At 44.3% G+C, this 23,349-nt stretch carries 14 protein-coding genes and 1 pseudogene; 3 read left to right on the top strand and 12 right to left on the bottom strand.

Annotated features, from left to right (window positions below):
- Positions 1-18: 18 nt before the first annotated feature.
- The 4 genes from K6V26_RS13060 to K6V26_RS13045 all read right to left on the bottom strand — a co-directional run bounded on the left by K6V26_RS13060 (position 19) and on the right by K6V26_RS13045 (position 8,041).
- Entirely contained in the window at positions 19-3,393 is a 3,375-nt protein-coding gene (locus K6V26_RS13060; RefSeq protein WP_224265541.1) for a TonB-dependent receptor, read from the bottom strand.
- Positions 3,394-3,737: 344 nt separating this feature from the next.
- Positions 3,738-4,760, bottom strand: coding sequence for a FecR domain-containing protein (locus tag K6V26_RS13055; protein ID WP_224265540.1), 1,023 nt, complete (start codon positions 4,758-4,760; stop codon positions 3,738-3,740).
- A gap of 65 nt (positions 4,761-4,825) precedes the next feature.
- Positions 4,826-5,410, bottom strand: coding sequence for an RNA polymerase sigma-70 factor (locus tag K6V26_RS13050; protein WP_007658407.1), 585 nt, complete (start codon positions 5,408-5,410; stop codon positions 4,826-4,828).
- Positions 5,411-5,821: 411 nt separating this feature from the next.
- The gene (locus K6V26_RS13045) at positions 5,822-8,041 is read right to left on the bottom strand and encodes an alpha-N-acetylglucosaminidase (RefSeq protein ID WP_224265539.1); all 2,220 of its coding nucleotides are present in this window, start codon (positions 8,039-8,041) and stop codon (positions 5,822-5,824) included.
- Positions 8,042-8,215: 174 nt separating this feature from the next.
- On the opposite strand from K6V26_RS13045, the gene K6V26_RS13040 reads away from it, so the two are divergent.
- Positions 8,216-8,554 (top strand): cupin domain-containing protein, encoded by a 339-nt coding sequence (locus K6V26_RS13040; protein WP_046147438.1) that lies wholly within the window; start codon positions 8,216-8,218, stop codon positions 8,552-8,554.
- Positions 8,555-8,769: 215 nt separating this feature from the next.
- Here the strand turns inward: K6V26_RS13040 and asnB are convergent, their stop codons facing one another.
- From asnB to gltB, 3 genes are read right to left on the bottom strand one after another with little or no spacing between them, the layout of a single operon-like run.
- Positions 8,770-10,434, bottom strand: coding sequence for an asparagine synthase B (gene asnB / locus K6V26_RS13035; protein WP_007658404.1), 1,665 nt, complete (start codon positions 10,432-10,434; stop codon positions 8,770-8,772).
- A 12-nt stretch (positions 10,435-10,446) separates the two neighbouring features.
- The gene (locus K6V26_RS13030) at positions 10,447-11,868 is read right to left on the bottom strand and encodes a glutamate synthase subunit beta (RefSeq protein WP_224265538.1); all 1,422 of its coding nucleotides are present in this window, start codon (positions 11,866-11,868) and stop codon (positions 10,447-10,449) included.
- A 33-nt stretch (positions 11,869-11,901) separates the two neighbouring features.
- On the bottom strand, positions 11,902-16,488 hold the full coding sequence (gene gltB / locus K6V26_RS13025) for a glutamate synthase large subunit (protein WP_224265537.1): 4,587 nt from the start codon (positions 16,486-16,488) through the stop codon (positions 11,902-11,904).
- Positions 16,489-17,101: 613 nt separating this feature from the next.
- On the opposite strand from gltB, the gene K6V26_RS13020 reads away from it, so the two are divergent.
- On the top strand, positions 17,102-17,620 hold the full coding sequence (locus K6V26_RS13020) for a GNAT family N-acetyltransferase (RefSeq protein WP_224265536.1): 519 nt from the start codon (positions 17,102-17,104) through the stop codon (positions 17,618-17,620).
- Between the two features lie 24 nt (positions 17,621-17,644).
- Here K6V26_RS13020 and K6V26_RS13015 read toward each other — a convergent pair whose 3' ends face one another.
- The 5 genes from K6V26_RS13015 to K6V26_RS12995 form a co-directional block, all read right to left on the bottom strand.
- Positions 17,645-19,171 carry a sensor histidine kinase gene (locus K6V26_RS13015; protein WP_224265535.1) on the bottom strand — a complete coding sequence of 509 codons (1,527 nt, stop codon included), beginning with the start codon at positions 19,169-19,171 and terminating at the stop codon, positions 17,645-17,647.
- 101 nt (positions 19,172-19,272) lie between these two features.
- A complete protein-coding gene (locus K6V26_RS13010) occupies positions 19,273-19,728 on the bottom strand; it encodes a GNAT family N-acetyltransferase (RefSeq protein ID WP_224265534.1) in 456 nt (151 codons plus the stop codon).
- Between the two features lie 287 nt (positions 19,729-20,015).
- Positions 20,016-20,324, bottom strand: coding sequence for a hypothetical protein (locus K6V26_RS13005; protein WP_007657317.1), 309 nt, complete (start codon positions 20,322-20,324; stop codon positions 20,016-20,018).
- Positions 20,321-21,274, bottom strand: coding sequence for an IS110 family RNA-guided transposase (locus K6V26_RS13000; RefSeq protein ID WP_010800681.1), 954 nt, complete (start codon positions 21,272-21,274; stop codon positions 20,321-20,323). Before K6V26_RS13000 ends, K6V26_RS13005 begins: the two co-directional genes overlap by 4 nt.
- 102 nt (positions 21,275-21,376) lie before the next feature.
- Positions 21,377-22,267 (bottom strand): MBL fold metallo-hydrolase, encoded by an 891-nt coding sequence (locus tag K6V26_RS12995; protein WP_224265533.1) that lies wholly within the window; start codon positions 22,265-22,267, stop codon positions 21,377-21,379.
- A 233-nt stretch (positions 22,268-22,500) separates the two neighbouring features.
- On the opposite strand from K6V26_RS12995, the pseudogene K6V26_RS12990 reads away from it, so the two are divergent.
- Positions 22,501-23,210, top strand: a pseudogene (locus K6V26_RS12990) (DUF169 domain-containing protein).
- Positions 23,211-23,349 lie beyond the last annotated feature (139 nt).

The raw sequence follows: 23,349 nt of genomic DNA, 5'->3' as shown, positions 1-23,349 counted from the left end.
ATCGAATTACTCAAATTGTTAGAAACTTACATTAATTCCAAAGTTGAAACTCTTAGTCAGCGGATATTGGTAAGCACCACGGTCACCACTGTTTTCCGGGTCGTAGATACCAATGTGGTCAAAGACGAACAGGTTAGTTCCTGAGACATAAACACGACAACGGTCTACACCGATTGTACCCAACCACTGTTTTGGCAGTGTATAGCCGATTTCAATATTCTTACAACGGAAATAATTACCGTTCATCAACCAGAAGGAAGATTCCTGGCCGTTGGCTCCTTTTGATCCTGTACCTCCGACACGCGGATATTTACCATCGATATTATCGGGAGAGTAAGCATCAGACCAGATATTTAAAACAGTCTGTTCAGTCCATGTATCACCCCGGTTCGGGAACATGATTGCACGGTGGCCTACCCCCTGGAAAAAGGCTGTGAAGTCAATACCTTTCCATTCACCCCCAAGGCTGATACCATAGATGATTTCAGGGTCTTTACTGTATAAGGAAAGGACAGCTTTATCATTTCCGTCAACAATACCGTCGGGACCGCCTACACCACCTGCTCCATTGATATCTTTCAGGATGATATCTCCTTTTGACCAGTCGAATCCACCGTTATATTGAGGTAAACCAACCAAGTCTGCATCCGTGCGGGCAATGCCGTCAGCCAGATAACCGGTGATGAATTTAATTGGGCGACCTGTTTTGATTTCCCATTCGTAAGCATTTGCAGATTCATCGATCTTTGTATAATGGTTACGTGCGAAAGAGAAGTTCCCCGATACATAGTATGTGAAATTGCCGATTTTATTATCGTGGCGTACTAAGAATTCACAACCCTGATTTACCATTTCTGCATAATTTTCTTTTGGAAGATCAGCCCCGAATGTTCCCGGAATTGTACGAACGCGGTCCATCAGGATATCTGAAGTTCTTTTATGGAAATAGTCAAATTCCAAACTAAACAGACCGTTCCACAAGCCTAAATCGAAACCGACATCGGCTGTTGTCGTTGTTTCCCATGTGATGCCTAAACTAGGGTAGACACCCGGAAGAATACCGGTGGCACCTGTACCGAACACGGCATTTGTCTTGATTTTATCTGTTTGTGTGATGAATTTATTCAGATACTGATAGTAAGCAACATCATCACCGCCGTCATTACCCAATGTACCGTATGATGCACGAAGTTTCAGGTTATTGATAAAGTTCAGCTTTTCATTCGATTTGAAGAAGTTTTCTTCTGTGACACGCCATCCGGCAGATACTGAAGGGAAGAATCCCCAACGTTTACCGGGAATCCATTTTACTGATGAATCATAACGGAAGTTTGCTTCCAGCAGGTAACGATTGTCGAAACCATAGTTTACACGACCTACATAACCGATACGTCCGATTTCGGATTCATTACCGTCGGCATCTTTCCACTGGCTGTCTGCACTGCCTGCAAACAATTGTTCCAGCGATGAAGAGAGCAGTTCTTTGCGTTGTGCCCAGAATTTATCTCCAAATTCTTCATATTGTTCATACAGGAACATGGCTCCGATATCATGTTTGCCGAATGTACGGTTATAATTCAATTGCAGGTTCAGTGTATAAGCACTGGTTTCATTGAAATCTTTTCTGACGAAATTACCGTTTTCGGTTCGGGTACGTGTTCCGACAACCGGAGCATCGTCGCGGATGATATGATTGTGTCCGCCTGAAGTCTCATGTATATATAATGTATATTTCTTTCCTGCCTGTTTTTCGTTTTCATAATACCGGCGGTAGTTGAACATGGCATTGGCTGTCAAACCTTCTACCCATGGAATATCCCATTTGGCACTCAGTTTCGTGTTCAATGTATTATGTTTCTTTGATACATGGCCGTTTTTGATTGCTTCCAGAATGTTCCAGTTATAGATAGTCGCATTCGGTTGCCCGTTTACATAAGCCGGTTCTGTCGACGGGAAATTCAATAAAGCACGATACATGTCATTCATTAGCTCTTTGTCCGAGTCGTGAGGCCAGTAAGGCGTGCGCTGGTCGCTCATATTACCGTCTACATCCAATCCGATTGTGAAGTTATCCGCCACTTTAGCGTCTACGTTTGAACGGAAACTATAGCGTTTGAAGTCCAGATTGTCGAAGGTACCGGTCTGGTTGTAGTAACCTACCGACATGTAGTAGTTGATACGTTCGCTACCACCGTTAACGCTCAGGTTATGTTGTGTTGTGAACGGATTTTTCCAGGCCAGGTCGAACCAATCGGTACTGTGTGTCTTAAAATATTCCTGTTCGTCGGCAGTATAATAACGTGAGTCTGTTTCCGGAACTCCGTTATACATAAACTGATTATTCAGATAAACAGTCCTGTCATAAGCGTTCATTACTTCAGGGGTACGGGTAGGACGATCAGTACCGAACAATCCGGAGTAGCTGAACTGTGGTTTCTGATTCTTACCGCGTCTTGTTGAAACAACAATCACGCCATTTGCTGCACGCGAACCATAAACGGCAGCCGAGGCAGCATCTTTCAGTACGGAGATGTTTTCGATTGTATTCGGATCCAGCGCATCGAAGTCGGCTTTTTCACGAACAACACCGTCGATTACGTAAGTTGGGTTTGTATTGTTGGGGGTATTGGTTCCACGGATGGTGATCGGGGAAGATACACCGGGCATACCGGATTTATTGTAAGAGAAGATACCCGGCATACGTCCGGCCATCGCATTGGAGATATTGGAAACCGGAATAGTTGCAATGTTCTCCGCAGAGATTGTAGCTACAGATCCTGTCAGGTTCATTTTCTTTTGTGTACCGTAACCGATAACAACCACTTCATCCAATTTTTGTGTGTCCTCTTTCATGGAGATTGTAAAATCGGTTTGTCCCTCCACTTTTACATTTTGAGTCAGGTAACCGATAAAAGATACTTGTAATGTCGCATTTTCCGGAACCTCCAAAGTGAAACGACCATCCATGTCGGTGATTGTACCGATAGTAGTACCGTTTACAGAAACGTTTGCTCCGGTAATAGGACCTAACTGGTCATTGACAATACCTTTGATAGTTTTTGTTTTTTGCTGAGTAGCATTTGCTTCCATGCTTTTCGGGCGCAGGATGATTTGCTTGTCATTTACGCTATACTCAATGTTTGCAGCCTTGCAAATTTCATTTAAGATAGTTTCAATTGACTTGTCTTTGACTTTGATGTTTACTTTGCGGTCAACATTAACGAGCTTACTGTTGTACATAAAGTAAAATTCGGAACTTTCTTCAATTTCCTGTAAAACTTGTTCAACAGAAGCATTCCTCATGTCCAAAGAAATTCGGGCAGATTGTGAGTACAAGGTGCCTGCACTTGCCGTACTTAAAAAGCAGGTTAAACAGAATGCAGCGAGTTTCATACGCATTGGAATTTTTGGTAATAAGTCAAAATTAGACTTAAAACCTTCTAGGTTTGATAAATTCTTCATAATTTCACATTATCAAATTTAATTAGGTTTGAAAATAACTTAATTGGGGATTACCATTCGTCAGGTGAGATTTTCGGATTGGTAATTTGTTTGATTGAAGCAGGAAAATGTAACCAGCGTTTTCCTGCTTTTTCTTTAAGTGTCTGTTCTCATATAATACTTCTTTTAAGTTAACATTTATAACATTTGTTTTTATTTTTATATTAGACGTGACGTGCGGGCAAACACCCTATGTTAAAATCCACTTTTTTTCTTTTTTCTTTGATGGTGTGGTTCTACTTTATCGTTTTTATGATAACAGTGCGTCGTGAATAAGTGAAATCATCTGTTTGTTTAGGTTCTATCACTGTACATTTTATAGGCGCTGTTTTTTCCAGTAGGAGTAAAACTTCACTTAGTGTCTCTGTGGTAAAAGTAGCAGAATAGTTATAGTCATACAATTCTTCACCTTCCAGTTTGATGTCGACATTGAAATGACGAGCGAGTCGTTGTACGATTTCATTCATGTTAGCTCGTCTGAATATCATTTTTCCGTCTTTCCATGAAGTTTCGACAGCCAGATTAACTTTGTCAACTTCCATTCTACTGGTATTTTTATAATATACGACCTGTTCTCCCGGACGTAAGGTCCTGGAAACCGGCTGGCCTATTTCTGTGACCTCAATATGCCCTTTTGCTAAAGTTGCCTCTATTTTATCTTCATCTTCATATGCCTTAACATTGAATTCCGTGCCGTATGCACTGACTTTCAATCCATTGGGCGTTAATACATCGAAGCGGTTCGATTTATCAGAAGTTACTTTAAAATATGCTTCCCCCGTCAGTTGTATATTTCTTTTGTTGTCAGTAAAACGTTTGGGGTAGGAGATGGAGGAACCGGAGTTTAGCCATACCTCGGATCCGTCGGGAAGGGTGATTTTGGAAATCAAACCATAGGCCGTTGTCAATTCCACTTGTTCTACCGGCAGGTTGTTCCAATCCTTCAGCGTATTGAACAGGGAATAGGTCGCGATCAGAACAGGGATCAGCAGTACTGCTGCTGAAGTCCGGATAAAACTCAGGATTTTCTTTTTGTACTTATCAATAGCGATTTGTCTTGAGACTTTTTCCCAGTTCTGCCGGGTGTTTATTTGCTTATGCAGTTTAAGTTCTGCCGTAGTTTCCCAGATAAAACGAATATCATCTACTTCCTTTTTGAAGTCGGGGGAGGATTGTAGCTGTTGCTCGAAAGCGTTCTTTTCTTCTTTAGATAAACGTCCTTCAAGATATGCTATAATATGTTCTGTATGAATATCCACTTTCGTTCTTTTATAAATTAGACGTATGGCATAAAAGATACCCTATGTTAAAGAATGTTTTTATATTACCAGAGTAACAGGATTATAAGTGGGAGGTAATCTTTCAATTCAACACGCAGATGTTTTAACGCTTTTGTCATATAGGCCTCTACTGTCTTGACTGAAATATTATGTTCGGCTGCGATCTCAGTGTATGTCATACCTTCGAATCTGTTTTTTTCAAAAACAATCCGTATGTTGTCAGGAAGTTTGGCAAGTGCTGCCGAAAGCATCTGTTCCAGTTCAATCGTTGAGTAGATATCTCCGGAGGTATACCATGAAGTATTGTTCTCGATTTCTTTTTGCTGCCAGTTTTGTTCTGTTTCCTGTTTACGTAGGAAATCTATGCAGGTGTTTTTTACACTTGTGATAAGAAAGTTACGGCTAGATGTATTGATTTCTATATTCTTTCTGTTTTTCCATATTTTGAAAAAAGTTTCCTGTACAATGTCTTCACAAGTCTCCCATCTGTCAATATATCTATGGGCAAAAACACATAAAGGAGAGAAAAATTGGAAAAAAAGAGTACGAAATGCTATCTCGTCATCTTTTATAGCAATTCTCCAAAACAAACTATCAATGGAACTTATCTCCTTCTCCTTTTCCTTCATTTTATCTATCGCAATGGGGGAATATGATTTTTAGCTAGTGCGTAGTTCTTGAAGAACTATTGCATCCACATGATGCAAATATAAGGTATTTTTATTACAAGTAGTTAAAAACCTGACATTAATCAAAAGGATTCTTATATTATAAAAGTTATACATATAGTAATATCCAGGATAAACTTATTGAGTAGTTTTTGTTTTATGGTTTGAAAAACAAAATGTTATGTGATGTGGTTTTAACCCGAGTTCTTCAAGAACTCAAATAAAACGACCGCTTTTAATTCTTCTATTAAAATGGTTTTTAACGATTATAAGTAATGTAAAGATGCAATTCTGTTATCGTCATTATCTGAATAACGGAATTGCATCTCTGTAAACCTGTCAGTTTCGGTGAGATTCGAAAAGTTCTCAGATTTATTTATTAGCCTGTTTCATCACAGGAAGCCATTTGGCATATAATTCTTCTACGATTTCAATCTCGTCTCCCTGCGGAGTATCCGGATAAACGTCTTTGTTAAACGCCCAATCATATTCCCAATTGGTTAAGCGGGTATAGAAATCGCTGGCATCCAGTGCGGGGCGGCCCGCCAGCGATTTGCGGATGTATTGTTCGTCGTAGCGCCATTCTCCTTTGGGCTGGGCTTTCAGGTAGCTGATGAATTTCTCCCAACGTGGCTTATAATACCCTTTCATTAAGCTGGCCCATTGACGGTTGGAATATTCAAACAGGTGGGCGGAAGAATGATTTGGGCCCCATACTGTAACTAATGTACGGGCATTCCATTCATATAAATCTTTTTCTTCCTCAGTCGTTCCCCATTGGCGTGCTTCTTTAATCCATTTGCCAAGCAGGAAAGTAGAGCGGGTACCCAACAGGCGGTCGAAGTCATCGATCAATGCCAGGAACTGTTCTCCGGCTTGTTGTAACTTTTCGTTATCTTCGGCCAAATAGGCTTCTGTTATCTGTTTTTGTAGAGGCAAAGACAGGTCGGAAAGACACTGGCGCATCACATCCACCAGGTCATAACGGTAGGTGTCACTTTTTTTCAGATCGTTGGAAGCCTGAAGAAAATGATCGACCGCATCCCATAAACGAACGGTAGAATAAGGGCGACTCAAATCTCCATTAGCGGCGACTTTCTGGATGGTTAAAGCCGGACGGGCACACATGACACTTTCTGTGCTGGGTAATCTACCGGCTTTACTTCCATAGACTGTTTCCAGTAAGACTTTCCAACCTTGTTCTGCACCGGCCGGTAGTTTTCCGTAGCGGGCACGTGCATAATCGGTAATCCATTTTTGCAGGTCGGGTGCATCCTGCATCCAGGTTATTTCTGTAGACAGTTCGTAAACGACCGGATTATGTTCGATTGCTTCCGGGAAGAGGCCGATGCCTTGTATATTGCCTCCTTTGGGACTTTGCTTCAGTTCGTGTGCATTTTTGGCGTATAAGGCCAGATTGCCACCCATGTAAACACGTCCGCCATAGTTATGCAGTACGCCGGCCACATACGGATAGTTCCAGAAGCTATTGAATTTTTCTACATTCCAGCCTCCTAAATCCAGTAATAACAAACGGTCCTGAGGGAATGTGCGTGCAATAGCTTCACGTAACGACCAGGTTTGCATGGCAATAATTGCTTCAGGATCGAAACCGGATGCGACTTCCCATATCACTTTCCCAACAGCTTCGAGATATGACTTTTCGTTGCTGGGAGCTGCTCCTTCATGGAAGGGATCGGCTGCATATATATGATTGGTTCCGTATAATTTCTGTTGTTCTTCCAGAAAGGCTTGTCCCATTTCTTTGAATAAAGGGTCGAGGGGATCTAACTGAACGGTTGCTGTGAATGCGTTGCACCAACGGTTTTTGTCTTTGATGCGGGCGTCCGGATATTTTTCTTTCAATTTGATGGGGACAAAACCTGTAAAACTTTGCAGGATCGGTGTCATTCCCAGTTCACGCTGACGTTCCAATATCTGTTGTCCGAGTGCCTGATGAGAATCGATCCATGATTGAGGCAACGGGCCTCCGTATGTTTCGATGTTTGTCATCCATTGCCATGCCTGAAAAGCCGGACCGACTAAGAAGGTACGGATTTCATCGTCATTCATTTTAAAACGGCGTAAGGTGTTTTGCCAAACTGCTTCCTGTCCGATCACTGCCAAAGGCATATTGATACCGTGCATGGCCATCCAGTCTATTTCACGTTGCCAACGTTCCCAGTTCCACCAGGCCATTGTGTAACTGATTGTACAGTAATTCAGATAAACGCGGTGGTCGAAAGCTGTGGGGCGGGTTATTTTTTTCGGCACTTCAGGTAAGCGCGACGGAAGATTCAGGTTATCTCCGTTCCAGGATATATGCGCGTTACAGTAGTATTTCAGATAATGGTATAAAGCAGAGGCCACAGAAACTCCATTGTTACCGCGTAATATGATCTTATTGCCTTTCGATTCAATTTCAAAACAATCTTTTCCATCCTTCGGCTGAAACATTTCCACTTTGAACGAGGATGCTTTTTCAAGAATAACTCTTTTGATAAGTGCTTCTGAAGCCTTACGTGCATCGTCTTTGGCCCATATACTACCTATGGATAGTAACAGACAACATACAATCAATCTTAATTTCATTTGGTAAAAATCTTAATTTAGTATTTATAATGTTTTTCATGTGTAATTACTAAGCAAAGTATCTGAATGTCGAATAATTGACGTATAAAAGCACCGGATACCCTATGAAAATTTGAAAAAACTACATTATCATTTATCTTTACAGCCTGAACAGGAATTAATAAATAAGAATTTATGAATCACGAAAGTGCTAATTTTCAGTTTGAAAAAGAAATAGGATGGCAGGATCTCGGTGGAGGTGTGCAGCGTCAGATCATGGGATATAATGGTGATCTGATGATGGTGAAAGTGAAATTTGAAGCGGGAGCGGTCGGTGCGCCTCATACGCATCCCCATACGCAGGTTACCTATGTGGCAAGTGGCGTTTTTAAGTTTACGACGGATGGGGAAACCAAGGTTATCCGGACTGGGGATGGCGTTTATATGAAACCGGGAGTTTTGCATGGTTGCGAGTGTGTGGAAGCCGGTGTTCTGATTGACACGTTCAATCCGGTTCGAGAAGATTTTTTGTAACTGTCAGAAGGAATTTTTTGATGGCAAACTATCTGTTTATAATTTCCTAAGCAGGAAACTCTAGTTTCTTGCTTAGGAAACGCGAGTTCCCTGCCTAGGAAATTGTAGTTTCCTGCGGAGGGAACTGGAGTTTTCTGAATACGAAACTACGAGGAGACTGTAATCGATTGAGAAATAATACCGTATCTATTTTTTGCCCAATACGGTTTTCTCCATTAATAAGCAGCTTCGTGTACCCCTTTGATGGAACGTCCGCTCGGTTCGTTCATATTTCTGAAGGCAGCATCCCAGGCCAGTGCTTCGGCTGTCGAGCAGGCAACGCTCGGGACGGATGGTACGCTGCGTGCGGCACTCTCACTCGGGAAGTGCTCTTCAAAGATCGTACGGTAATAATATTCTTCCTTGTTTTGCGGCGTATTGATCGGAAAACGGTCGGCGGCTTGTTTCATCTCTTCGTCGGTGATCAGTTCGGAAGTGATCTTTTTCAATGTATCGATCCAGCTGTAGCCAACGCCGTCGGAGAACTGTTCTTTCTGACGCCAGGCGATCTCTTCGGGCAGCATATCGGCAAAGGCTTCGCGGAGGATCTTCTTCTCGACAGTCTTGCCCGGACACATTTTGGCAGCCGGGTTCAGGCGCATGGCAACGTCGAGAAATTCTTTGTCGAGGAAGGGAACACGGCCTTCCACACCCCAGGCACAGAGGCTTTTGTTGGCACGCAAACAATCATATAGATAGAGTTTGCTTATCTTACGCAATGTCTCTTCGTGGAATGCCTTGGCATCCGGTGCTTTGTGGAAATACAGATAGCCACCGAACACTTCGTCGGCTCCTTCGCCACTCAAAACCATTTTGATACCCATGCTTTTGATGACGCGGGAAAGGAGATACATCGGGGTAGAAGCACGTACGGTCGTTACATCGTAGGTCTCGATATAATAGATAACGTCGCGGAGGGCGTCCAGACCTTCCTGGATCGTGTAGTTGATCTCGTGATGGACGGTTCCGATCGCATCGGCTACCTTGCGGGCAGCGATCAGGTCGGGGGCACCTTTCAAGCCGATGGCGAAAGAGTGAAGTTGCGGCCACCAGGCATCGGCTTTACCTCCGGTCTCGATACGCTTGGCAGCATATTTCTTGGCGATGGCGGAAGTAATGGACGAATCCAGGCCGCCGGAAAGGAGCACGCCATAAGGTACGTCGCTCATCAACTGGCGTTGCACGGCAGCTTCGAGAGCGTCATGGAGTTCTTCTATGCTGGCGGGGTTGTCTTTCACGTTTTCGTAATCCATCCAGTCGCGGATGTACCATTTCGTAAGGTCCGTATCTTTGCTGTAAAAGTAGTGGCCGGGCTTGAACTGGTCGTAGATGGTGGCGAAGCCTTCCAGACCTTTCAGTTCGGAGGAGACGAGAAGATGTCCGTGGTCGTCGTAACCCATATATAAAGGTATGACGCCGATCGGGTCGCGGGCAATGAGATAGGTGTCGTTTTCTTCGTCGTAGAGGGCGAAGGCAAAGATTCCGCTTAACCTTTCCACGCAACCGGTACCGTATTTGCGGTAGAGGGCGAGGATGACTTCGCAGTCAGAGCCGGTCATGAATTCATATTCTCCTTTCAATTCTTCACGAATCTTACGGTGGTTGTAGATTTCACCGTTGACGGTAAGGATCAGTTTACCGTCTCTGCTTTTCAGCGGTTGGCCACCGGAAGCCGGGTCGACGATGGAAAGACGTTCGTGGGCGAGGATGGCGGTTTTACCCTGATAAATCCCGCTCCAGTCCGGGCCGCGGTGACGGATACGTTTACTCATTTCAAGCGCCTGTTGTCGGAGGGCGGAGGCTCCTTCACGAATGTTGAAGATTGCTGTAATGCCACACATAATCCTGTTGTTTTATTTTGTTAGATATTTGTCAATTGCTTTTGCTGCCTTGCGTCCCGAGGCCATTGCCCGTACGACCAGGCTGGCTCCGCTGACGGCATCGCCACAGGCGAAGAGGTTACTGCCGGCGATTTGATTTTGACTGTCGACGGCGATATTCTTACGTCCGTCCACAGCTAGGGAGAGTTCTTTTACAAGACCTTCCTGTTCGGGATGGACGAAACCCATGGCAAGGAAAACCAGGTCGGCTTCGATGATCTCTTTCTTTCCGGTCATTTTCATTTCGGGACGGCCTCCGTTATCCGACGGTATCCATTCCACTTCTTCCACTTCCACACCTTTCAGTATGTTTTTATCGCCGATAAAGCGGCAGGAGGCCAGGTTCCAACGACGGATGCAGCCTTCTTCGTGACTGCTGCTGGTTTTCAGTACCTGCGGATACATGGGCCAGGGAGTTGCGGGATTGTGTCTGACAGGCGGCTGGGGCATGATCTCGATCTGGGTGACGCTGGCGGCACCATGACGGTTGGCTGTTCCGACGCAGTCGCTGCCCGTATCACCGCCACCGATTATCAGGACTTTCTTGCCTTTGCAATTGATGATGTTTTTAGGGGGGATGGCGATGCCTTCGAGGAGGCGGTTCTGTTGACCCAGCAGTTCAAGGGCGAAATGAACGCCTTTCAGGTTACGGCCTTCGATCGGAAGGTCGCGCGGTATTTCCGAACCGATGGCGATGCAGACGGCATCGAAGTCTTTGACAATATCCCGGGCCGTCACTTCTTTGCCGACCATCGTGTTTACGCGGAATTTGATTCCTTCTTTCTCCATCAGGCGGATACGGCGGTCGATGATGTTTTTCCCCAGTTTGAAATTGGGAATGCCGAAACGGAGCAGACCACCCGGTAATTCATCTTTTTCAAAGACTGTCACTTCATAACCTTTACGGTTCAGTTGGTTGGCAGCGGTAAGTCCGGCGGGGCCGCTTCCAACTACGGCAACGCGTTTGCCATTGCGCCGGGGTTGCTGTGGCTGGATATAACCTTCGCGGAAGGCGGCTTCGACGATGGCGGCTTCGTTTTCGCGGATGGTGACAGGTTCGTCGCAGCTTAGTTTCAGTACACAGCTTTTTTCGCAAAGGGCGGGACAGACGCGGCCGGTGAATTCCGGAAAATCGCAGGTCTGTTCCAGTACCTGGTAAGCCTCTTTCCATTGCCCTTTATAGAGGAAGTCCTGCCATTCGGGTTGTTTGTTGCCGATGGGGCACGCCCAGTGGCAGAAAGGTACGCCGCAATCCATGCAACGGGATGCCTGTCGGCGGCGGTCGTTGCTGTTGAGTGTTTGTTCTACTTCGCTGAAATCGTCGATACGATCTTCGACAGGCCGGTAACCTGCCTCTTGTCTATGTATGGTGAGGAATGCTCTTGGATTTGCCATTGTTGTTTCGATTTTAAGAGTGAAAAGTGATATTTAATAATCCCGCTGCATCTCTGCGATCTTCTGTTGTAACTTCTTCATCTGTTCTTCCTGCAATACTTTCTTGTATTCGATCGGAACGATCTGGATGAATTCGTCTACCTGTTTGTCCCAGTTATCCAGCATCTTGCCGGCCAGGTGGCTGCCTGTATAATGATAATGCTTGCGGATCAGTTCATGCAGCTCCTTGCGGGTGGCACTGTCTTCGATCAGGGAAAGTTCGACCATTTCCATATTGCAATAGTAATCGAAATCGCCAGCCTTGTTCCATACATAAGCCACACCGCCGCTCATGCCGGCGGCAAAGTTCCGTCCCGTCCTGCCGAGCACGACGACGCGGCCTCCGGTCATATATTCGCAACAGTGGTCTCCGACACCTTCCACAACGGCGATAGCTCCGCTGTTCCGTACACAGAAGCGTTCGCCGACACGGCCATTGATATAGACTTCCCCGCTGGTTGCCCCATATAATAATGTATTACCGGCGATGGTATTATCTTCGGCAACGAAGGTGGAACGTACCGGAGGCATCAGGCTGATGCGGCCACCGCTAAGGCCTTTTCCCAGATAGTCGTTCGCTTCTCCTTCCAGGCGGAAATGAACGCCGTGGGCGAGGAAGGCGCCGAAACTCTGTCCGGCCGAGCCTTTGAACTTGATGTTCAGGGTGTGATCCGGCAGGCCGGCATTCCCGTAACGTTTGGCAATCTCGCCGGAAAGCATGGCACCGACGCTCCGGTCGGTATTGGCGATGGCATAATCCAGCGATACTTCCTGCTGGAACTCGATGGCTCCTTTAGCATGAAGAATGATATCCGTATCCTTTACATTCTCTATATGATGCACCTGGTTTGTCGTATGATGGATAGGTGTATGAGCCGCCTGCTCCGGGAGGTGCAACAGATGGGAGAAGTCCAGTAAATCATATTTGGAATTAGGGGACGCAGAGAACGCAGACTTACGCAGATTATTTATTTTCTGGTCCGCGTCCGTCTGCGTTCTCTGCGTGGTCTGCGTCCCTTTTCTAATTACCAAATCTGTCCGTCCGATAATATCATCCAGCTTGCTATAACCCATCTCTGCCAAGTATTCGCGAACTTCTTCAGCCAGGAAGGTGAAGAAATTCACTAGATATTCATGGTGCCCGTGGAAACGTTTGCGCAACTCTTCATCCTGTGTCGCTACGCCGACCGGGCAGGTATTCATATGGCATTTACGCATCATCACACACCCCAGTACGATCAGTGCGGAGGTGGCAAAGCCAAACTCTTCGGCTCCCAACAGGGCCATCAGTACGATGTCGTGTCCGGTTTTCAATTGTCCGTCTGTTTGCAGGCGGACCTGTCCGCGCAGGCTGTTCATGACCAGTGTTTGTTGTGTTTCCGACAATCCCAGTTCGGGCGGCAGTCCGGCATAACGGATCGAGCTGACCGGCGAAGCACCTGTTCCGCCTTCGGCTCCGGAGATGACGATGCGGTCTGCTTTCGCTTTGGCTACACCTGCCGCGATGGTTCCGACGCCGCTTTCCGAAACCAGCTTGACGCTGATCTCCGCTTTCGGATTGACATTCTTGAGGTCGAAGATCAGTTGTGCCAGATCCTCGATTGAATAGATATCATGGTGGGGAGGAGGAGAGATCAGCGAGATGCCCGGAATGGAATGACGCGTCTTTGCAATGATGTCGTTCACCTTGTACCCCGGCAACTGTCCGCCTTCTCCCGGCTTGGCTCCCTGGGCCACCTTGATTTGTATTTCATCTGCATTTACCAGGTATTCCGTTGTTACGCCGAAACGTCCCGATGCCACCTGTTTGATGGAAGAACGGAGAGATAAACCATCTTCGCGCGGAGTGAACCGGGCAGGATCTTCGCCACCTTCTCCGGTATTGCTCCGGCCGTGTATCTTGTTCATGGCCATCGCCATCGTTTCATGTGCTTCCTTGCTGATCGAACCGAAGCTCATGGCACCGGTAACGAACCGTTTCATGATTTCTTCCGCCGGTTCCACCTGTCCGATCGGGATGGATTTTTGTTTCCTGAAAGTCAGGAAGTCACGGAGGAAGATGGGAGATTCCTTCTCGTCCACCATCTGCGAATATTCCTTGAATTTCTTGTAACTTCCCAGGCGGGTTGCCAGTTGCAGGGTAGAGATGGTTTCCGGGTTCCAGGCATGTTTCTCACCGTCTTTCCGGAAACTGTAAATACCTTTGTGTTCCAACATGCTGTCTACCGGTTGGTCGAATGCCTGGTGGTGCATAGCGATCGAATCGCGTGCAATCTCGTCCAGGCGGATGCCACCGACGTTGCTGGTCGTACCGCCGAAATAAGTGCGTGCCAGTTCCGCATCCAGGCCGACTGCTTCGAACAATTTGGCTCCCCGGTAACTGCGGATAGTACTGATCCCCATCTTGCTCATGACTTTAAACAGTCCTTTACAGATGGATTTTATATAATTCTTACGGGCCGTTTCATAGTTTAATTGTATCTCGTGTTTGTCTTCCAGTTCTTTCAGGATGGCAAAGACCATATAAGGATTGATGGCGCTTGCCCCGTATCCCAGCAACAATGCGGCATGCATAACCTCACGCATCTCACCTGTTTCAACAACCAGGGCTGTTTGTACCCGTTTCTGTACGGAGATCAGATGGTGATGAACTGCGCTGACGGCGAGGAGGGAAGGGATCGGTGCCAGCTTTTCATCGACATTTTTATCACTCAGGATGATGTAATTCACTCCGTCGGTAACGGATTGTTCCGCTTTTTTGCATAGTTCGTCGAGGGCCGACTTCAGATCTTCACGTCCTTTGGCTGCTTCAAACAGCATCGGGAGTTTGACGGCGTTGAAACCTTTGTACCGGATATTGCATAGCAAGTCCAGTTGTGTATTGGTCAGGATCGGATGATTCAACCGTACCATCTTGCAATGACTTTCGCTAGGCACCAGAATATTGTTACCTACCGCGCCGATATATTCTTCCAGGCTCATCACCAGTTCTTCGCGGATCGGATCGATCGGCGGATTAGTCACTTGTGCGAACTGCTGGCGGAAATAGTTGTATAATAACTGCGGACGGTCGGAGAGGACAGCCAACGGTGTGTCGTTACCCATGGAACCGACTGGTTCGGCGCCTCCGGTGCACATCGGGACAATGATCTTTTCTATGTCTTCACGGCTGTAACCGAAAGTACGCAGTAATTTGTCGTAGTTATCTACCGTATGCGGTACTTTGCGGCCAGATTTCAGTTCGTCCAGTTCCACGCGGTTATTTGCCAGCCATGTCTTATACGGTTTGGCTTCAGCAAGTTGTTTTTTTAGTTCGCCGTCATAATAGATCTCCCCTTTTTCGGTGTCGACCATTAATATTTTTCCCGGTTGCAGGCGTCCCTTTTCCTTGATCTCATTAGCTTCAAAATCCATAACGCCGACTTCGGATGCTACCAGCATCATATCGTTTTTAGTGATCAGATAACGAGCCGGACGCAGACCGTTGCGGTCGAGCATTCCGCCGGCAAACCGTCCGTCGCTGAAGAGCAGGGCTGCCGGACCGTCCCAGGGTTCCATCAATATGGAATGATATTCATAGAACGCTTTCAGGTCTTCCGATATCGGATTCTTTTCATTCGAACTTTCGGGCACGAGCATCGCCATGGCATGCGGCAGGCTCAACCCTGATGCCACCAGAAACTCCAGCACATTATCCAGCGAAGCGCTATCGCTCATCCCCGGCTGAATGATCGGACGGATACTCTCAATGTTGCCGATGGTAGGAGAGGTGAGTACACTTTCACGCGCTTCCATCCATCCCCGGTTTCCGCGGATCGTATTGATCTCTCCGTTATGAGCCAGCAGGCGGAAAGGTTGTGCCAGGCTCCAGGTCGGAAATGTGTTCGTACTGAAACGGGAGTGAACCAATGCCAGCCCGCTTGTAAAGTAGTTATTTGTCAGGTCCGGGAAGTAATGACGGAGCTGCATGGATTCCAGCATTCCCTTATATACAATATTCCTGGTAGATAAAGACGCTACATAGAAGTCATTCTTTGCCGCCAGGTCAGAAGCTGCTACCTTGTTTTCTATGCGTTTACGTATCATGTACAACTTTAATTCCAGCTCCTGCTGATTATCGCAACCGGTGACGAAAATTTGTTTGATATCCGGCTCCGTTGCCAGTGCGTCTTTTCCCAGAATGTCACTGTTCACAGGAACTTTCCGCAGATGCATCAGGGTAAGACCTTCCTTTTCAATCTCCTCGATCATAATACTGAGGATGGCAGAGCGTTGTGCTTCGTCTTTGGGAAGAAAGACCAGACCTGTCCCGTATTTTCCCTTTTCAGGAACGGGAATCCCTTGCAACAAAATAAATTCGTGAGGGATCTGAAGTAAGATACCAGCACCGTCACCAGTCTTGTTGTCGGCACCTTCTGCACCCCGGTGACGCATATTTTCCAATACTTTAAGGGCTGACTCTACAATGTCGTGCGACTTTCCTCCGTGAATGTTAACCAACATTCCGACTCCACACGCGTCATGTTCATTCGCAGGATCATATAATCCCTGCTTTCTGTTCAAATAGATCTGTTCTTTCATTGTTTGTTGACCTTATGTTTGCTTAATACCTATTTTGTTGTCAAATTGTTCGACAAATATAGTTTGTTTCTTGCATAATGATATGTATGCCTGTGTTAAATACTGACGTTTTTTTTGTTTATTAGAGCGGTTGGTTTCTATTTGACATGATAGTGGCTGTTTTAATGTTAATATGAAATCAATGAACGGTTGTTTGGTTGTAAAATGAAAGATGCTATTTCTTTTAATAGTTTGAAATAACTATCATTTTGATAATGTAAACCCTGTATTTTGTTTATCTTTGTTAGAAATAAAATGAAATCTTTGTATGATTGATATTATTTACAATGGGAGAGTTCCGGCTTGCGGTGTCTTTTGTGGAGGCTGCCCAAACTATACGCGGATAAAGAAACCTTGCAAGGGTGCCGAATATTCAGATAAATGTGAACGGTGCAAAACATTTCATTTGTGTTGTAAGGAAAAAGGTATTACCCATTGTTTCCAATGCCGGATTTTTCCATGTAGTAAATTTAAGTCATTTACCAAACGATGGCTCAAATATGGACAGAATTTTATTGAAAACCAACGTCTTCTCGCATTAGGTACTGATGTTTTTCTTGATAACTATAATCGTATGGTTCATTTTGAAACGGAAAGACTGGTAATAAAGGAAATTACCATAGTAGAGGAACTGAAGGCTCTTTTAGCTATCTATACTCAGGAAGAAAATATGAAATACATCCAGTCCGGCAGGTATGACTGGACTTTGCAGGAATTAAAAGCTCGCTATAAGGCAACGAATGAAACCGGATACCCGAAAGGATATGGTGTGTTTGCTGTTAAGTTGAGGGGAGAAAACAAGATTATAGGTGAAGCCGGACTGTTCAACTCATTTTCGGATCCTGGGAAAATGGAGGTTGGTTACATTATCGATCAAGCGTATTGGAATAAAGGATATGGAACGGAAGTATGTCAGGGTTTGATCGATTATGCTTTCAGCCGATTAGGTTGTACGGAACTTATTGCCCGTATGTACGATCAGAATATGGCATCCGTCAGGGTTTGTGAGAAGTTGGGTTTTGAATATCTTCTTACGGGGGAGGCGGCAAATAAAAAAGTCTTCCGATATTCCCGGAAGACTTTTATTAAATGAACTTTTCGTAAATAGCAGTTTCCTTTATATCTGTAATACCAGAATAAACCGGCATCCCTTTTTATAATCCATATCAATTGAAAGGCTGCCGTTCAGTTTGTTGGCAATCAGGGCACAGATAGGCAAACCTAGTCCGTCACCTTCTGCCAAGTCTTTGACTTCGCTGAATGGTTTGAAGAGGTTTTCTTTTAATTCGTCGGGAATGCCTGTTCCGTTATCTGTAACGATGATGTGGCAGAGGTGCGCTCCCTTTCTCTTGAATTCCAACCATATTTTACCGGTAGTTGTATATAAAGCAGCATTATTTAGCAGGTGTAATAAAATACGTTCTAGTTGCTCTGCGTTTGTTTTTACTTCCAACTGGGGAGCATCGACAATAACTTCTACATCCGGATGGATTTTATCTTTTACCTTATCCATCGTTTTTTTGCAGAAACTGCCCATATTGAACGATTGTACTTCGTAGGGTTCCATTAAAGAACTTTCAAGAGAAGATAATTCCTGGATGTTTACACTGAATTGCTTCAAGGCATTTACACGTGTCAGGATTGCTTCGGCCCGCAATTCTTCTGCCGATACATTGAGCTTATCGAGAGTCGGCTTCATTTGCTCCGATATGCTTTGGATAAATTTGGTCTGCTGTTCGCTGTGCTCGTTGGTTGTTTGGATGATGTTTTTCAGCTTTTTGTTGAGCACAATGAAACGTAATAACAGGAATGCTACGAAAAGCAATCCGGCGATAAGAATGACAACCAGTGTGCAAAGACCTACTATCATGTATTGTTTGCCTGATAGTTTGTCGTCTTTTTCCTGTATGGTTTTCAGGCTGTCGTCATACTTTAACTGCAATGCTCCCAGTTCATCCTGTGCATTTAGCGCTTTAACGGAATCGGTCCAGATGATATATTTTTCGTAAGTACGTTCCATTAACGGGGCGTTATTGGCTGATCGGGCTATTGTGATCAGATGCTTGTAACATTCGCTTACCTTGTCGTACTCTTTTTTATCCTTATATTGGTTGATGAGTTTGCTGAAGCTGGCATCTCCCTGTTCGTTTTGTCCGAATGTATAATAATAACTTGCCTGGGTATATAAAAAGTCTTCGGCGAGTTTTTCGCTGCCTGCCTGGCTTACCAGATTATCCAACGTGTTGAGTTGGAGCTGTGCCTGTGCCGCGTTTTTGAGTTTTATGTACATCTGCAACCGTTCTTTTGTCAATTGGAAACGTTGGTCGTAGAAGGTCTTTTGCGCTTTCTGTTCTTCGGTTAAAAGAAACTGCGTCATTTGCCGGCAAAGCTCGAATGCTTCCTGATAATAGTTTTCGCGATAGTAAAGATACGTCGCTTTTGTTCCGCAATCAATGGCTTGTGTATAGTCTCCTTCGTTCGAGAAGGCTTTGTAAGCTTGCAGATAAAGATAACGGGCTTTGGTAAAGTCCTTTTGTTCCAGGCTGTTTTGGGCCTGTTTCATGTAATCATTTGCTTTGTTTTCCGCATGGAGAGACATGCAGAAGCAAATCGCGAGGGTGATGATAAAATACGTGATTCTCATAAACATAATTTTTTATTAGAAGCAAATATATGTATTTATTCAAAATCAAAGCATGACTTATGCTGAAAAAGTTTCAGTATAATCATTGTTATTCGGTAGAATTATGTTTTTACCTCTATTTCATAGATGCGTGATTCGTCTTCCCAAGGATGGTAACCTTGACCTATATATCTGAATCCCAGCTTCTCATAGAATCCGATATGTTCCGTACTGAGGTATAATCTGCTAAAACCGGCTTTAATCGTATCTTCTTTGGCTTTCTCCAATAAAAGTGTACTGTAAAAATGTCCCCGGTGGTTTTCATCTATATATACGGCACAAACCCACGGGTACAAATCCATCCGGCTGATAAAATCATTGGTGATCAGTCCCGCACAACCGATTATTTCATTATCCTTTTCCAATAGATACCATTGAGGGAGTGGATTCGGAGAATCTATACTGTGATTAATAGAATCTTCATAGAGCACAGGGTATACGGAAGGCCATTTGCTTTGAAAATAGTTGATAGCGATATCCTTATAGGCTGGATTTTCTCGTATTGATATAATTTTCATATGTAAATAAATTGCGCTCCCTATCTCAAGAGAGCCGTTTAAACCATTAATAAATTGATTTTTTTAGAGTTCAGACAAAACAAAAGAGAGCACTTGTATAGATACAAATGCGGTTGGCTATTATCTTTGGGCATTTTATAATTTTACAACAGCTAAGAAAAAAAATTTCATACACGCGTTAAAGGACTCGCAGTCTTGACCGCTTAGCAGTTGAGATCAGTTTCATGAGCGACCTCTTGCTGTTTCTTACGACAACAAGCCAGTAAAAATCGACCTTCTCTATGTTTTTAACCTACTTCTGGGATTGGACCATCATCACGGCTGATTTTAACTTTATAGCCAAGTGCTTCCAGCTCTTTCTTCAAGTAATTTTTCCGTTTCTGCTCCATCCTTTGGTTGAGATATTCCGCACCGAGTTCCTTATACTCACAAGCCTCTTTCAGTACATGCCATACCGATTTCAGGATCGAGTGTCCTACTGCTACTAAAGCCCTCTTTTTCCCTCGACGGGCGGCTAAACGGTGATAACGTGCACTGTAAAAGGTGTTCTTGGTACGGGTGGCTGCCCACGCAGCCTCCGTGATTACGGCTTTCAACTGTTTGTTGCCATGGGTGGTTCTACCACTTTTTTTTTACCTGCGCTCTCGTTATTGCCAGGACAGACACCGGCCCACGAAGCCAGGTGCTTTTCGGTTGGAAAGGCTTCCATATCCACACCTATCTCTGCTATCAGGTCTTCAACCGTTTTCCGGCTAAGTCCGGGGATCTTCTGCAAGAGTTCCATCACATTCTCATAAGGAGATAAAACCTCTTTTATACGGCAGGTAAGGTCAGCTATGATGGCTTTCGTCTGTTCCATATCTTTACGGATGGTCTGCAACATATAGATGTGATGCGGTTCTATAAAGCCTTCACAAGCCTGATAAAGAAGTTCCGGACTGGCTTCAAGTTTTTTATGATAGATGCAAGTTATGTCATCCATTGTTACATGACCCTTATCGATCAACATATCTATCAGCTTGTTCGCCACGACTCCGTCCAGGCTGCACACCACGCTGGAAAGTTTGATGTTACAATCTTCCAGGATACGAACAATACGGTTTTTCTCAGAAGATACATGCTGGATCAACTTGTTACGGTAACGGGTTAAATCACGAAGCTCACGTTGTTCACGCTCCGGGATATAACTCGGTTTCAACAAACCTGCTAAAAGCAGTTTGCAAATCCAGGCACTATCCTTTTTATCCGTTTTGTGCCCGGGAACATACTTGATGTGCCGTGCGTTCACGATCCAGACTTTCATATCAGGACATTCAAGAATCTTATAGACCGGCTTCCAGTAAACACCGGTACTTTCCATGGCTACATGCGTAATGCCACTGGATAATAACCATTCTTTTAATTCTGTCAAAGAACTACTGAAGGTCTTGTAACTGCGGGTTTCAGTTTTGAGACCTTCGCCACTTATCGTAGCAACTACCATGTCCTTGTGGACATCTATTCCACAACCCCGGAGGATGACTTGTTCAAAAGGTACTGTTTTCATTGCATTCGTTTTTTCGAGTGAATGACACTAAAGTAAACAATACCCCCCTATTTACATGCTCTTGGACGAAATTTATTTCATGGATGTTTCATGATGTTGAATTTAATTTGATGATTGAATACTTTTCCATTGGAGCATGTTATTCTCAAAACTGACGGATAATTTACCGAGATCTTTGAGCCAGGAAAGATAGGAACGGATAGTACTGCCTACCAGTACGTATTGTTCAAAGTTCATAGATAATTCGTATTTGTTGAAAAGCATCTGAAGGATGTTTTCGCTGTTTTGAGGGGTGGAGCAGATTTCGAGTAGGGTATCGGTAATCTCGTAGATCTTGTTTCGGTTGATGGCAACCAGCCCTTTGATGTCTGCCGTCATTTCCGCATGTGAAGGAACAAAGCGAGTCGCCTCAATTTTTTCAACGAAATCAAGTGTTTCCAGATATTGGGCTACATTATAAATGAAAGAAACCTGATATTTGTTGAGGGTATTTTCACTACTGATACAGTCTGCCAGAAAAACAGTATCATCCGGAGTACGGAATCCCGCCATATCAAAAAAATGACCGGGTAGGGGTATGACTTCCAGCTCTTGGGGAAAATCCTTGTCCGAAAAAGGTAATGTCAGACTTTCTTTAGCCATCAGAAACTTGTTACGTAAGTCCTTACAAGGGTATCCTCCATATAAAAACGATGGCTCCAATATCGGATACTGTGTAAAAGCAGCCTCTATTCCGTTTGCAAAGACAGGGCAGCCGACTTGCTGTTGCAAGTAAGCATTCCCTCCGATATGGTCAGCATTGGAATGGGTATTGACAATTCCTTTTATCGTCCAGTTTTGTTGTGCGGCAATTTTAATGATTTTCTTGGCGGCTTCTTTGTCGTTGCCACTGTCGATCAGATAAATATCTGTCTCATTTTGCCGATAGATGCCGATTTTCGCCGGAGAATTTATGTAGTAGCTTTTTTCGCCAACTTGCTGAAGTTCGTACATGGCTGTAGTCTTTAGATTGATATTGAAAATAACAGTTCAAATATACTATTATTCTAATGAAAAATTGAACTCTTCTGTTTAATTCCTGCTTTTTCATCCGGATGATAAGAACTGTCTCTTTAATGGATGCCAGTAATGTGAATATAGCTATCGACCAGATTGTTTTGATATTTGCAGTCATAACATATAGAATCTTTTCGTATATTTGACAAAACCAATAAATCATCTGTATCATGGACATACAAGTATTTCTCAATAACTATCGCGAAGCCTTCGGAGATAAAGTCGATCTTCCTATTGTCTTTTGGTATTCGGAACAACCGGTAAACCCGGTCGATAAAATCGGAGGATGTTTATTCAAATGCATGAAAGAGGTCAGAGCCGGACAAACAGTTAGTTTGAGTGTGGAAACTATCGGTTGTGGTGGCGGAAAATTCTATACGGGTTTTACGGAGATGCCTGAACGGATTCCCGGATTTGTGTCTTTAAAAGAAAAATATAAACAAACACCCGAAGGTGTTTCTGAGTTTTTGGAAGAGTTGCAGGTTCCGAGAGCAAAGATGGATTATCTGAATTTTGCCCGAATGGATAAAGTCGAGAACTTTGACAATCTGGAAGGTATCCTGTTTTTGGCGACACCCGATATGCTTTCCGGTTTGGCAACCTGGGCCTTTTTCGATAATAATTCAGAGGATGCCGTTACCTCTCTATTCGGTTCCGGTTGTTGCTCTGTAGTCCACAAGCCGTTATTGAGAATGCGAGAGGAGGAAAACGTACCTTCATCGGGTTTTTCGATCCTTCTGTACGCCCTTATTTTGAACCGGATATTTTAAGTTTTATGATACCGATGTCCCGATTTAAAGAAATGTATGATACGATGCGGAGTAGCTGTCTGTTCGACACACATGCCTGGGGAAAAATCAAGGAGAGAATGAAGTCATAAATGATTTGATTATTACTGTCCACCTGTTGCTTTCCGACAAATAAGGGATAATTGATAATCTTAAAGGCAATATTGCCAATAATATTGAAGTCTGATATATAGATCTTTGCAAAAAGGAATAAATCCAATAAGTAAGAAT

This window comes from Parabacteroides goldsteinii (assembly GCF_020091425.1).
GTDB classification, from domain to species: Bacteria; Bacteroidota; Bacteroidia; order Bacteroidales; family Tannerellaceae; genus Parabacteroides; species Parabacteroides goldsteinii.
This window is presented reverse-complemented; position numbering and strand designations above follow the sequence as displayed.